The 13610-nt window shown below is 70.6% G+C and carries 10 protein-coding genes; 9 read left to right on the forward strand and 1 reads right to left on the reverse strand.

Annotated features, from left to right (window positions below; all coding sequences use genetic code 11):
- Positions 1–2: 2 nt before the first annotated feature.
- From metH to ABD709_RS13255, 7 genes are all read left to right on the forward strand, one after another.
- Positions 3–3767: a methionine synthase gene (metH, locus tag ABD709_RS13225; protein WP_344776124.1), complete on the forward strand. Its 3765-nt coding sequence runs from the start codon at positions 3–5 to the stop codon at positions 3765–3767.
- On the forward strand, positions 3760–4473 hold the full coding sequence (locus ABD709_RS13230) for an HAD family hydrolase (protein WP_344776126.1): 714 nt from the start codon (positions 3760–3762) through the stop codon (positions 4471–4473). Before metH ends, ABD709_RS13230 begins: the two co-directional genes overlap by 8 nt.
- Before the next feature lie 77 nt (positions 4474–4550).
- On the forward strand, positions 4551–6173 hold the full coding sequence (locus tag ABD709_RS13235) for an ABC transporter substrate-binding protein (RefSeq protein WP_344776128.1): 1623 nt from the start codon (positions 4551–4553) through the stop codon (positions 6171–6173).
- 1 nt (position 6174) lies between these two features.
- On the forward strand, positions 6175–7203 hold the full coding sequence (locus tag ABD709_RS13240) for an ABC transporter permease (RefSeq protein ID WP_344776130.1): 1029 nt from the start codon (positions 6175–6177) through the stop codon (positions 7201–7203).
- Entirely contained in the window at positions 7203–8153 is a 951-nt protein-coding gene (locus ABD709_RS13245; RefSeq protein ID WP_344776132.1) for an ABC transporter permease, read from the forward strand. Before ABD709_RS13240 ends, ABD709_RS13245 begins: the two co-directional genes overlap by 1 nt.
- Before the next feature lies 1 nt (position 8154).
- Positions 8155–9213: an ABC transporter ATP-binding protein gene (locus ABD709_RS13250; protein WP_344776134.1), complete on the forward strand. Its 1059-nt coding sequence runs from the start codon at positions 8155–8157 to the stop codon at positions 9211–9213.
- The gene (locus tag ABD709_RS13255; RefSeq protein WP_344776136.1) at positions 9197–10507 is read left to right on the forward strand and encodes an ABC transporter ATP-binding protein; all 1311 of its coding nucleotides are present in this window, start codon (positions 9197–9199) and stop codon (positions 10505–10507) included. Before ABD709_RS13250 ends, ABD709_RS13255 begins: the two co-directional genes overlap by 17 nt.
- Here ABD709_RS13255 and ABD709_RS13260 read toward each other — a convergent pair.
- Complete coding sequence (locus ABD709_RS13260) at positions 10462–11373, reverse strand: RecB family exonuclease (RefSeq protein ID WP_344776138.1); 912 nt, start codon at positions 11371–11373, stop codon at positions 10462–10464. The two genes, ABD709_RS13255 and ABD709_RS13260, sit on opposite strands and share 46 nt — an antisense overlap.
- Before the next feature lie 75 nt (positions 11374–11448).
- Here ABD709_RS13260 and ABD709_RS13265 point away from each other — a divergent pair, with 75 nt between their 5' ends.
- Together ABD709_RS13265 and ABD709_RS13270 are read left to right on the forward strand one after the other, a co-directional pair.
- Positions 11449–12597 (forward strand): site-2 protease family protein, encoded by a 1149-nt coding sequence (locus tag ABD709_RS13265; RefSeq protein ID WP_344776140.1) that lies wholly within the window; start codon positions 11449–11451, stop codon positions 12595–12597.
- Positions 12598–12623: 26 nt separating this feature from the next.
- Positions 12624–13583 carry a tRNA (adenine-N1)-methyltransferase gene (locus ABD709_RS13270; RefSeq protein ID WP_344776142.1) on the forward strand — a complete coding sequence of 320 codons (960 nt, stop codon included), beginning with the start codon at positions 12624–12626 and terminating at the stop codon, positions 13581–13583.
- Positions 13584–13610: the final 27 nt, after the last annotated feature.

The following is a 13610-nucleotide window of genomic DNA, read 5'->3' on the forward strand; positions in this document are numbered from 1 at the left end:
CCATGGGTGCCCCCGACCTGCCCGCGCCGGACCGCCGGCCGGACGCCACCGACGAGCTGACCGCCCTGCTGCGGGAGCGGATCGTCGTGCTCGACGGCGCCATGGGGACCGCGATCCAGCGCGACCGCCCCGACGAGGCCGGCTACCGGGGCGAACGCTTCTCCGACCGCACCGAGTGGCCCTCGGACCTCCAGGGCAACAACGACCTGCTGTCCATCACGCAGCCCGCGCTGATCGCCGGCATCCACCGCGAGTACCTCGAGGCCGGCGCCGACATCATCGAGACCAACACGTTCAGCTCCAACGCGGTCTCGCTCGCCGACTACGGCATGGAGCAGCTGGCCTACGAGCTGAACCTCGCCTCGGCCCGCCTCGCGCGCGAGGTCGCCGACGAGGTGTCCGCCGCATCCGGACGCACGCGGTACGTCGCCGGTGCGCTCGGACCGACCACCCGGACCGCCTCGATCAGCCCCGACGTCAACGACCCCGCGGCCCGCAACGTCTCGTGGGACCAGCTCGTCGACGCCTACCTGGACGCCGCGCGCGGCCTGGTCGACGGCGGCGCGGACCTGCTCTTCATCGAGACGATCTTCGACACCCTCAACGCCAAGGCCGCGATCTTCGCGGTGCAGACGCTGTTCGAGGAGGCGCAGCGCCGCTGGCCGGTGGTGATCTCCGGCACCATCACCGACGCCTCGGGCCGCACCCTGTCCGGTCAGGTGACCGAGGCGTTCTGGGACTCCGTGCGACACGCCCGCCCGCTCGCGGTCGGCCTGAACTGCGCGCTGGGCGCCAAGGAGATGCGCCCCTACATCGCCGAGATGGCGCGGGTGGCCGACACGTTCGTGTCGGCGTACCCCAACGCGGGCCTGCCCAACGCGTTCGGCGAGTACGACGAGGCGCCGGCCGACACCGCCGGGATCGTCGGGGAGTTCGCCGAGTCGGGGTTCGTGAACATCGTCGGCGGCTGCTGCGGCACCACGCCGGCCCACATCGCCGCGATCGCCGAGGCCGTGCAGGGCAAGCAGCGCCGCGAGCCCGCCTCGGTGCGGCCCGCGCTCCGGCTGTCCGGCCTCGAGCCCTTCTCGGTCACCGAGGAGAGCCTGTTCGTCAACGTCGGCGAGCGGACCAACATCACCGGCTCGGCCCGGTTCCGCAACCTGATCAAGGACGGCGACTACGACACGGCGCTGTCGGTCGCGGCCCAGCAGGTCGAGAGCGGCGCGCAGGTCATCGACGTCAACATGGACGAGGGCATGATCGACGGCGTCGCCGCGATGGACCGGTTCCTCAAGCTGATCGCCTCCGAGCCCGACATCAGCCGGGTCCCGGTGATGATCGACTCCTCCAAGTGGGAGGTCATCGAGGCCGGCCTGAAGAACGTCCAGGGCAAGCCGATCGTCAACTCGATCTCGATGAAGGAGGGCGAGGAGAAGTTCATCGCCCAGGCGCAGCTGTGCCGGAAGTACGGCGCCGCGGCCGTCGTGATGGCGTTCGACGAGGACGGCCAGGCCGACAACCTCGAGCGGCGCAAGCAGATCTGCGAGCGCGCCTACCGGATCCTGGTCGACCGGGTCGGCTTCGACCCCGAGGACATCATCTTCGACCCGAACGTGTTCGCCGTCGCGACCGGCATCGAGGAGCACGCGACCTACGGCCGGGACTTCATCGAGGCCACCCGGTGGATCAAGGAGAACCTGCCGGGGGCGAAGGTGTCGGGGGGCATCTCGAACGTCTCGTTCTCGTTCCGGGGCAACAACCCGGTCCGCGAGGCGATCCACGCGGTCTTCCTCTACCACGCGATCGACGCCGGCCTGGACATGGGCATCGTCAACGCGGGCGCCCTGGTGGTCTACGACCAGGTCGATCCCGAGCTGCGTGACGCGATCGAGGACGTCGTCCTCAACCGCACCGACGACTCGCTGGCCGCCACCGAGCGGCTGCTCGGGCTGGCCGAGCAGCACCGCGGCTCCGGAGAGAAGGAGGAGGCTGCCACCGAGGAGTGGCGCGGCCTCCCCGTCGGGGAGCGGATCACCCACGCCCTCGTCAAGGGCATCGACGGCTACGTCGAGGCCGACACCGAGGAGCTGCGCCAGGAGATCGCCGAGCGCGGCGGCCGCCCGATCGAGGTGATCGAGGGCCCGCTCATGGACGGCATGAACGTCGTCGGCGACCTGTTCGGCGCCGGGAAGATGTTCCTGCCCCAGGTGGTCAAGAGCGCGCGGGTGATGAAGAAGGCGGTCGCCTACCTGATCCCCTTCATCGAGCAGGAAAAGCTGGACAACCCCGAGCTCGCGACCGCAAAGGACACCAACGGCACGATCGTGCTCGCCACGGTGAAGGGCGACGTCCACGACATCGGCAAGAACATCGTCGGCGTCGTGCTGTCCTGCAACAACTACGAGGTCATCGACCTCGGCGTGATGGTGCCGGCGCAGAAGATCCTCGACACCGCCCAGGAGGTCGGCGCCGACATCATCGGGCTGTCCGGACTGATCACCCCGAGCCTCGACGAGATGGTCGGGTTCGCGACCGAGATGCAGCGCCTCGGCCTGACGATCCCGCTGCTCATCGGGGGCGCGACCACCTCGCGCGCCCACACCGCGGTCAAGGTCGACCCCAAGTACGACGGCCCGGTCGTCTGGGTCAAGGACGCCTCCCGCTCCGTGCCGACGGCCGCTGCGCTGCTCGACGACCGCCAGCGCGACGCCCTGCTCGCGGACGTGCGGACCGACTACGACTCGCTCCGGGCGCGCCACGCCGTCAAGCACGACCGCCCGATCCTGTCCCTGGAGCAGGCGCGCGCCAACCGCACGCCGCTGGACTGGTCGGCGTACACCCCGCCGACGCCGGCGCAGCCCGGGATCCACCGGTTCGAGGGCTACGACCTCGCCGAGCTGCGCCCCTACATCGACTGGCAGCCGTTCTTCAACGCCTGGGAGATGAAGGGCTCGTTCCCCGACATCCTCAACAACCCGGCCAGCGGCCAGGCGGCGCGCAAGCTCTACGAGGACGCGCAGGCCATGCTCGACCAGCTGATCGAGGAGAACTGGCTGACCGCCAACGGCGTGGTCGGGCTGTTCCCGGCCAGCGCGGTCGGCGACGACATCGAGGTCTACACCGACGACACGCGCAGCGAGGTCCGGGCCGTGCTGCGCAACCTGCGCCAGCAGGGCGAGCACCGCGAGGGGGTCCCGAACCGCTCGATCGGCGACTACGTCGCGCCGAAGGACAGCGGGCTGGAGGACCACGTCGGCGCGTTCGCCGTCACGGCGGGACTCGGCAGCCAGGAGAAGATCCTGGAGTTCAAGAAGGACCTCGACGACTACAGCGCGATCCTCCTCGAGTCGCTCGCCGACCGTCTCGCCGAGGCCTTCGCCGAGCGGATGCACGAGCGGGTGCGCAAGGAGCTGTGGGGCTACGCGCCTGACGAGGACCTCGACAACGTCGGCCTCATCAAGGAGCAGTACGCCGGCATCCGGCCGGCCCCGGGCTACCCGGCGTGCCCGGAGCACACCGAGAAGCAGACGCTCTGGGACCTGCTGGACGTGCAGGCGGCCACCGGCATCGAGCTCACCGAGTCGATGGCGATGTGGCCGGGCGCGGCCGTCTCCGGCTTCTACTTCTCCCACCCCGAGAGCCAGTACTTCGTGGTCGGCCGCCTCGGCCGCGACCAGGTCGCCGACTACGCCGAGCGCAAGGGCTGGTCCCTCGAGGAGGCCGAGCGCTGGCTCTCGCCGAACCTCGGCTACGACCCCGATGACTGAGGTTCCGAGGCTCGCTGCGCTCGCACCTCAACCACCCTTGGCGGCCGTCCTGTGGGACATGGACGGGACCCTCGTGGACACCGAGCCCTACTGGATGGCCACCGAGGTGGCCATCGCGGAGGAGCACGGCGCCACGTGGACCCACGAGGACGCGATGCAGCTCGTCGGCAACGACCTGCTGACGTCCGGGCGCTACATCAAGGCGCGGATGGGGCTGCCGCAGAGCCCCGAGGAGATCGTCGAGCTGCTCCTCGACGGCGTCGTCGAGCGGGTGCGGCACTCGGTCCCGTGGTGCCCGGGGGCGCGTGAGCTGCTGCTCGCGCTCCACGACGCGGGAGTGCCGTGCGCACTCGTGACGATGTCCTACCAGCGGTTCGTCGCGCCGATCCTCGAGCACCTCCCACCGGAGACGTTCCGGGCCGTTGTCACCGGCGACCTGGTCGACAACGGCAAGCCGCACCCGGAGCCCTACCTCACCGCGGCAGCGGCGCTCGGCGTCGACGCCGGCGACTGCGTCGCGATCGAGGACTCCGACACCGGGGCCCGCTCCGCCGCGGCCGCGGGTTGCCGGGTGCTGGTGGTCCCCAACCACGTCCAGGTGCCGCCCGGACCTCGGCGCACCTTCCGCAGCACGCTCGAGGGCCTCGGCGTCGACGTGCTGAAAACGTTGCCGGATCGAGACCAAACGCCACCGGATCTTCCCTAGCCGCTTCCGGGACCGCGGAGTATCTTCCGCCGGGACCGGTCCCCGCCCCCTTGGGGACCAGAGCGGAGAACATTCGGATGGCACACAAGAGGCGGATTGTCGTCGCGGCCCTCGGTGCGGGCGCGCTGGCGGTGACCATGGCGGCCTGCGGGGGGAACGACGACTCCGGCGGCGGTGGCGCCAGCGGCGGATCGGGCGACGCCTGGATCCTCGGCACCACCGACACCGTGACCGCGCTGGACCCCGCGGGCTCCTACGACCTGGGCTCCTCGACCCTCGAGTACAACCTCTACCAGACCCTCGTCACGGTCCCGCCGAACTCGACGGACATCGTCGGTGACGCGGCCGAGTCGTGCGACTACGACGACCCGAAGACCCTGACCTGCAAGCTCAAGCCGGGCCTGAAGTTCTCCAACGGCGACGACCTCACCTCCTCGGACGTGAAGTACAGCTTCGAGCGGTCGATCAAGATCCAGGACCCCAACGGCGCCGCGATCTACCTGCTCGGCAGCATCACCGACACGGACAAGAAGGGCGTCGTCACCCTCAACGACGGGGCGATCGACACGCCCGACGACACCACCGTCGTCTTCCACCTCGACCACCCGGACACGACGTTCCAGTACGTCCTGACCTACCCGGGCGCCGCGGCGATCGTCGACGAGGACGTCTTCCCCGCCGACACCAAGCTCGACGACGACAAGATCATCGGCTCCGGCCCCTACAAGCTCAGCCAGTACAAGGCGGGCGACCAGGCCGTGCTCGAGCTGAACGGCGACTACACCGGCGACAACACCGGCGGCGCCAGCCAGGTCTACGTCAAGTACTACAAGGAGCCGTCGGCCCTGAAGCTCGCCGTCCAGAACGGCGAGGTCGACGTCGCGTGGCGCAGCCTCGCCCCGACGGACGTCAGCGACCTCAAGGAGGACGACAACGTCACCGTCGCCAGCGGCAAGGGCGCGGAGATCCGGTACTGGACGTGGAAGGTCGACGGTCCGGTCGGCAAGAACCTCGCCATCCGGCAGGCGGTCGCCCAGCTCTACGACCGTGACGCCATCGCGTCCAAGGCCTACGACGGCACCGTGGACCCGCTGTACTCGATCGTCCCGCCGGGCTTCGGCGGCCAGACCGACTCGTTCCAGGCGCAGTACGGCGACCCGAGCGTCGACAAGGCGAAGCAGATCCTGCAGCAGGCCGGCATCAAGACCCCGGTCGACCTGACCGTCGGGTGGACGCCCACCCACTACGGCCCGGCGGCCGAGGACGAGGCCAACGAGTTCGAGCGCCAGCTCAACGACAGCGGGCTCTTCAACGTCACCCTGAAGAGCACCGAGTGGGAGCAGTACCAGACGATCTACAAGCAGGGCGCCTACGACGTCTGGATGCTCGGCTGGTTCCCGGACTACCCGGACGCGGACGACTACCTGTCCCCGTTCATCGTGGACGGCGGGTTCTTCCAGAACGGCTACACCAACAAGACGGTGGACAAGCTGGTCGCCCAGGAGCAGGGCTCCTCCGACCAGGCCGAGCGGGAGAAGATCTTCGGGCAGCTGCAGGACATCACTGCGCAGGACGTCCCGCTGATGCCGTCGTGGGTCGGCCTGAACACGGCCGTCTACGGAGCGGGCATGAACGGCGTCGAGGACACCCTCGACCCCTCGTTCATCTTCCGCTTCTGGTTGGTCACCAAGAACAGCTGACGTGAGTAGATCCGCTGCGGGATCCCTGCCTCGCTACATCCTGCAGCGGGTCCTACTCGTCATACCGATGATCTGGGTGATCCTCACCCTGGTCTTCGTGGTTCTCCGAGTGGCACCGGGCGACCCGGTCTCGGCCGCGCTCGGGGGCAAGCTCGACGAGCAGGCCCTCGAGCAGCGGCGCGAGCAGCTCGGCTTCAACCGGCCGCTGATCGCGCAGTACTGGGACTACCTCTCCTCGGTCGCGCGCCTGGACTTCGGGAAGTCGTTCAGCGACAACCAGCCGATCCTGCACGTGATCCGCGACAACGGCGGGGCCACGCTGACCCTGACGCTCGCGGCGTTCGTCGTCGCGCTGCTCGTCGGCATCCCGCTCGGCCTGGTCTCGGGCCGCTACCGCGACACCGTGCCGGACGTCTTCATCCGGCTGTTCGGGATCCTGAGCTACGCGGCCCCGATCTTCTTCGTCGGCTTCCTGCTGCAGGTGTACGTCGCGGAGCCGCTCGGGCTGCCGACGTCAGGGGCGTCCAGTCCGATCACCGCGTTCACGGTCAAGCCGCACACCCACATCCTGCTCATCGACGCGTTCATCAGCGGCGACAGCACCGCGATCCAGGACGTGCTCAAGCACCTGGTGCTGCCGGCAGTCACGCTCGGCCTGCTGATCTGCGGCGTCTTCATCCGGCTCGTGCGGGTCAACATCCTGCAGACGATGCAGGCCGACTACGTCGAGGCCGCGGAGGCCCGGGGCATCTCGCGTGGCAAGGTGACCTGGCGGCACGCCTTCCGCAACGCCCTGGTGCCCGTCATCACCGTGATCGGCCTCCAGTTCGCGCTGCTGCTCGGCGGTGCGGTCCTCACCGAGGCGACCTTCAACTGGCCGGGTCTCGGCCAGAAGCTGGTCGACTACATCAACGACCGCGACTACGGCGCAGTCCAGGGCATCATCACGATCTTCGCGGTGGCGGTGGTGCTGATCAGCCTGTTGGTCGACATCGTCAACGCGCTCATCGACCCGAGGGTGAGGTACTGATGCGCCGGGTCCTCAAGGCGCTCGCCCGGCCGTTCACCGAGACGGCCGGCCTGGCTCGCTGGATGCTGGTCGCCGGCATCCTCATCACCGCGATGTTCGTCATCATGGCGGTGTTCGCGCCGTGGCTGGCGCCGTACGGCTTCGCCCAGGCCTCGTCCGGCGGCGTCGACTTCCCGAAGGTCGGGCACCCGAGCGGCGACCACCTGTTCGGCACCGACCGGCTCTTCTTCGACGTCCTCTCGCGCGTCATCTGGGGCGCGCGCACGGCGATCCAGGTCGTGCTCTTTTCGATCGTGATCTGCGTCGTGGTCGGGGTGCCGCTCGGTCTCGTGTCCGGCTACTACGGCGGCTGGCTCGACCGGATCCTGGTGCTGATCATGGACGCGATCTTCGCGTTCCCCTCGTTCCTGCTGGCGATCGTGTTCGCCTTCCTGCTGACGAACCTGGTCGGCGGCACCGTGCTCGCGGTCTCCCTGTCGCTGTCCGCGATCTACATCCCCCAGTACTTCCGGGTCGTCCGCAACACCACGGTGAGCGCCAAGGAGGCGACGTACGTCGAGGCCGCGCGCGCGATCGGCGCCAGCGACGGCGTCATCATGCGCCGCTACCTGTTCGGCAACGTCGTCCAGTCGGTCCCGGTGCTCGGCACGCTCAACGCCGCCGATGCGATCCTGACCCTCGCCGGCCTCGGGTTCCTCGGGCTCGGCATCCAGTCGACCGACGCCGCGGAGTGGGGGCACGACCTCAACCGCGCCCTGGCGGACGCGTCGTCCGGCGTCTGGTGGACCGGTCTCTACCCCGGCCTCGCGATCGTGCTGCTGGTCACCGGCCTGACCCTCGTCGGCGAGGGACTGAACGAGACGCTCAACCCGACCCTGCGGCAGCGCCGGCTGCTGCCGGTCGTGATGCCGCCGCGACAGCCCGCGACCGACGACGGACAGGAGAGCTGACGTGACCACGAGCGAGGCGCCGGCCGGCGTCCACGTCCCCGAGCCGGTGATCTCGGCGCGCGACGTGCGGGTCTGGTACGGCACGACGCGCGGGGCGATCCAGGCGGTCGACGGCGTGAGCTTCGAGATCGCCCCGGGCGAGACCCTGGGGCTCGTGGGGGAGTCGGGCTGCGGGAAGTCCACCCTCGGCCGCGGCCTGATGGGCCTGCTGCCGGCGGGCGCGAAACGGGACGGCGAGGTCATCTTCAAGGGGCGGGACATCCTGTCGATGCGCAGGAAGGACGCCTACGAGCTGCGCGGCCACGACCTCGGGATGATCTTCCAGGAGCCGCTGACCCGGCTGAACCCGCTGATGCGGATCTCGCAGCACTTCGAGGAGACCATCCGCCAGCACGAGCCGGACCTGTCCAAGGACGAGGTGCGGGACATGGCGCTCGAGGCGATGCGCCTGATGGGCATCCCGCCGACGCGCTACAAGTCCTACCCGCACGAGTTCTCCGGCGGCATGCGCCAGCGGCTGATGATCGCGCTGGCCCTGGTGCTGCGACCGGCGTTCGTCGTCGCCGACGAGCCCACGACGGCGCTGGACGTCCTCGTCGAGGCGCAGATCGTCCAGATCCTCAACGACCTGCGCCGCAACTTCCGCGCCTCGCTGCTGCTCATCACGCACAACGTCGGCATCGTGGCGGAGGCGTGCGACCGGGTCGCGGTGATGTACGCCGGGCGGATCGTCGAGCAGGGCCGGGTCGCCGACGTGTTCCGCAACCCGCAGCACCCCTACACCCGCGAGCTGCTGCGATCCACGATCTCGCTGAGCACCACCGGGCTGAACTTCATCCCGGGCGCGCCGCCCGACCTGGTCGACCCGCCCGACGCGTGCCGGTTCCACCCGCGGTGCCCGCAGGCGATGGAGGTGTGCGCGAGCCGCAACCCGGTGGACATCGAGCGACCGGGCGGCGGACGGGTCGAGTGCTGGCTGGTCGGTCCGAAGGACCAGATCCCCGCCGGCGGGGAGCAGCCGCTGAAGCAGGAGGAGCTGACCGTTGCCGACGAAGCCTGAGGCCGCGACCCGACCCGAGACGATCATCGACGTGCGGGACCTGTCGGTCTACTTCGACCTGGGCGGCAGCACGCTCGCGCGGTTGCTCGGCCGCGACACCGGCACCGTCAAGGCCATCGACGGCGTCTCGGTGTCCCTGCGCCGCGGGGAGGTGCTCGGCCTCGTGGGCGAGAGCGGCAGCGGCAAGTCCACACTGGGACGCGCCCTCCTCGGGCTCGCGCCGGCGACCGAGGGCTCCATCCTGTTCGAGGGCGAGGACATCGCGACGATGAGGGGCCGCCACCTGCGGGCCGTCCGCGCCGACATCCAGATGGCGTTCCAGGACCCGAACGCCGCCCTCAACCCGTCGATGACCGTGCTCGAGGCCGTCGGCGACGCGCTGCGGGTGCACGGGGTGCGCTCCGCCGCGGAGCGCCGGCGCCGGGTGATCGACACCCTCGAGCGGGTCGGGTTGTCGCCGGTCGAGCTGTTCCTCAACAAGTACCCGCGCGACCTGTCGGGCGGGCAGAAGCAACGCGTCGTGCTCGCGCGGGCGATCATCCTCGACCCCGACGTGCTCGTCGCCGACGAGCCGATCTCGATGCTCGACATGTCGGTGCGGGCCAAGATCCTGCAGCTGATGCTCGACCTCAAGCAGGATCTCGGGCTGACCTACGTCTACATCACCCACGACCTGGCCAGCGCGAAGTTCTTCTGCGACCGGATCGCGATCATGTACCTCGGCCGGATCGTGGAGATCGGACCGACCGAGGAGATCTTCGCGAAGCCGCGGCACCCCTACACCCAGGCGCTGCTCGCGGCGATCCCCGATCCGGACCCGTCCCGGAAGGTCAGCCGGGACCTGCCTCGAGGCGAGATCCCCGACGCGTCGGCACCACCGCTCGGCTGCTCGTTCCACCCGCGCTGCCTCAAGGCCACGCCGGTGTGCGGGTGGGAGTCGCGCGACCTGCGCACGCTCGTCGAGGGGCACTGGACCCGCCGGAGCCCGGAGGAGTACGCCCACGAGCAGCGGATCGTGGGCGACCTCGACCACCTCGACGCCGGCTCGAAGACCGCGCACTTCGGACGCACGACGTCCGCCGAGGCCCGGGACCTCCTGGACAGGATCCGCGACGAGAACGTCGACGAGCCGCTCTGGGGCGGCGTCTCCTCGGTCACCGACGACGGCAACGGCGTGCGCATCGAGTTCCACGACGGGGTCGACCCCGCGCTCCGCCGCGACGGGGGCGTCGAGGTCGCGTGCGTGCTCTATCCAGAGGGCGCCGAGGGTCCGGGGCCGGTCGTCGACCGCTGATCGCGGTCGGGGAGGGGCGGCGGCGTGCCGCCGTAGGCGGGGCAGAGCCGCTGGTGGGAGCAGAACTTGCAGGCGAACCCGGGGTTGGGCTGCCAGTCGCCGGTCTCGCGCGCGAGGCGGACGGCCTCCCACACGGCCTGCACCTTGCGCTCGGTCGCCAGCAGGTCCTGCTCGTCGGGCGCGTAGCGCAGCACCTCGCTGTTGCCGAGGTAGATCAGCTGCAGCATCGCGGGGATCACCCCGCGGGTGCGCCAGATCACCAGCGCGTAGAACTTCAGCTGGAACAACGCCTTGACCTCGAACATCTCTGCCGGAGACGGCCCGGTCTTGTAGTCGACCACGCGGATCGCACCGTCGGGCGCGACGTCGACGCGGTCGATGACGCCGCGCAGCAGCAGCTTGGTGTCGGTGATCGTCTCGACGTAGAGCTCGCGGTCGGCGGGCTCGAGGAGCCTCGGGTCCTCGAGGGAGAAGTAGCGGGCCAGCACCTCGCGGCAGGACGCGAGCCAGGCGGTGATCTCCGTGCCGCCCTGCGTGAACATCGACTCCAGGCCCGGCTCGGCCGCCACCAGCTGCTGCCAGGTGGGGACGACCATCGTCGCCGCGTGCTGCGGCGTGCGGTCGGGCGCCGGCAGGTCGAACAGCCGCTCCAGGACGCTGTGCACGAGCGTGCCGCGAACCGCGGCCGGGGACGGCGGCTCCGGCAGCCGGTCGATGGTGCGGAACCGGAACATCAGCGGGCACGCGACGAAGTCCGAGACCCGGGACGGCGACAGGGCGCCGACCACCGCGACACCGTCGACGGCCGTGCCCGCGTGGTCGGCCGGGTCGGCCGGCTGCACCAGGGCGGGCTCGGTGGTCGTCATGGCCAGGACTGTAGGGCCGCCCGCCGACACCGTCGCCCCACCGCTCCGCGTGGCCGCCTCGGATAGCCTCTAGACGTGTCCGACCAGGAACCTGCGCCACGCCGGCGGCAGCCCGTGCCGCCGGGCAGCTTCCGCATCGGTTCGGTCGCGGGCAGCGACGTCCTGGTGTCGTCCTCGTGGTTCCTCATCGCCGGGCTCATCGCGATCCTGATGGCGCCCCGGGTGGAGGAGATCCAGCCCGGTCTCGGCGGCTGGAAGTACGTCGTGGGCGTCATCTTCGCGATCGTGCTCTACCTCGCCGTGCTGCTCCACGAGGCATCGCACGCGATCGTCGCCCGCCGGCAGGGCTTCGAGGTCCACTCGATCACGCTGCACTTCCTCGGCGGGGTGACCGCGATCGAGGGCGAGGCGCGGACGCCCCGCGAGGAGTTCCTGATCGCGGTCGTCGGGCCGCTCACGTCGCTCGCCGTCGGCGCCGCCGCGCTGGCGCTGTGGTTCGTGACGCCCGACGGGGTGCTGCGGCTGACCGTCGAGGGCCTCGCCGGCGCGAACATCCTCATCGGGCTGCTGAACCTGGTCCCCGGCCTGCCGCTCGACGGCGGCCGGGTCCTCAAGGCCGCGGTCTGGCGCATCACCGGCCGCAGCACGACCGGCACCGCTGCCGCCGGGTGGGGCGGCCGGGTCGCCGCCGTCGCCGTGCTCGCCTGGCCGTTCCTCCAGGCAGCGATGCTCGGCACGCAGCCGACCATCATCGACGTGATCCTCTCCGCGATCATCGCGGCGTTCCTGTGGAGCGGTGCCAGCGACGCGATCGCCAACGCGCGGATCCGCGGCCGGGTGGCTGCGATCCACGCCCGCGACCTCGCGCGCCGCACGCTCGCCGTACCGGACGACCTCCCGCTCGCCGAGGCGGTGCGCCGGGCGCAGGAGGCGGGTGCCGGCAGCATCGTCACCGTCACCTCCGACGGCCGGCCGATCGGCGTGGTCAACGAGGCCGCGGTGCACGCGACACCGCGCGACCGGCAACCGTGGGTCGCCGTGTCGACGGTCGCCCGCACCCTGGCCCCGGGGCTGCGGCTTCCCGTCGCCATCACCGGCAGCGAGCTGGTCGAGGCGATCCGGCGGACGCCGGCGAGCGAGTACCTGCTCGTCGACGAGCACGGCGGCGTCTTCGGCGTGCTCGCCACGTCGGACGTGGAGAAGGCCGTCCGCTCCGCCGGCTGAGCGACCGGCGATAGGGTGCCGCGGTGATGGAGGACGCGCAGAGGAACGACGTCGCGCCCGAGGCGTGGTCCGGGGTGCACCGGGGTCCGCTCCGTGCGGGCGAGTGGGTGCGACTCGTGGACGGCAAGGGCCGCAAGCACAACTTCGAGCTGGTCGCCGGGAAGCGGTTCTTCTCCAACAAGGGCCACCTCGACCACGACGAGATGATCGGGCGCGAGGAGGGCTTCACCGTCACGTCGTCGGCGGGCGGCGAGTACCTGGTCTTCCGGCCGCTGCTCTCGGAGTTCGTCGTCTCGATGCCGCGCGGCGCTGCGGTCGTCTACCCCAAGGACTCCGCCCAGGTCGTCGCGATGGCCGACATCTTCCCCGGCGCCCACGTGGTCGAGGCCGGTGTCGGCTCCGGTGCGCTCACCTGCTCGCTGCTGCGTGCGGTCGGCCCCTACGGCCGCGTGTCCTCCTACGAGCGGCGCGAGGAGTTCGCGGACGTCGCGCGCGCCAACGTGCGCCAGTTCTTCGGCGCTCCGGACGGGCAGACCCACCCTGCGTGGCAGCTCACCGTCGGCGACCTCGCCGAGGAGCTGCCGGCGTCGGGGGAGCGGTGCGACCGGATCATCCTCGACATGCTGGCGCCCTGGGAGTGCGTCGACGCGGCTGCCGACGCACTCCGGGCCGGCGGCATCGTCTGCGGGTACGTCGCCACGACGACCCAGCTGTCCCGGTTCGTCGAGACGCTGCGTGCCCACGGCGGCTTCACCGAGCCCCGGGCGTGGGAGTCGCTCGTGCGGGACTGGCACGTGGAGGGGCTCGCCGTCCGCCCCGACCACAAGATGATGGGTCACACCGCCTTCCTCGTGACGGCCCGGCGGATGGCACCGGGGGAGCGGGCCCCCCTGAAGAAGCGGCGGCCGGCCCCCGGCGCCTACGGAGTCGATTACGACGGCCCACGCCCGGCGAGCGAGCCCGCGCCACCGCCCGGGACCGAGTAGGGTCGAATCGACCAAGGAGGTGGGTCC

Source organism: Nocardioides panacisoli (assembly GCF_039537325.1).
Taxonomy (GTDB): Bacteria; Actinomycetota; Actinomycetes; order Propionibacteriales; family Nocardioidaceae; genus Nocardioides; species Nocardioides panacisoli.

Coding starts and splice junctions, on each gene's coding strand:
- ABD709_RS13235 (WP_344776128.1), top strand. CDS start 4,551: ATGGCACACAAGAGGCGGATTGTCGTCGCGGCCCTCGGTGCGGGCGCG.
- ABD709_RS13270 (WP_344776142.1), top strand. CDS start 12,624: ATGGAGGACGCGCAGAGGAACGACGTCGCGCCCGAGGCGTGGTCCGGG.
- ABD709_RS13245 (WP_344776132.1), top strand. CDS start 7,203: ATGCGCCGGGTCCTCAAGGCGCTCGCCCGGCCGTTCACCGAGACGGCC.
- ABD709_RS13260 (WP_344776138.1), bottom strand. CDS start 11,373: ATGACGACCACCGAGCCCGCCCTGGTGCAGCCGGCCGACCCGGCCGAC.
- ABD709_RS13230 (WP_344776126.1), top strand. CDS start 3,760: ATGACTGAGGTTCCGAGGCTCGCTGCGCTCGCACCTCAACCACCCTTG.
- metH (WP_344776124.1), top strand. CDS start 3: ATGGGTGCCCCCGACCTGCCCGCGCCGGACCGCCGGCCGGACGCCACC.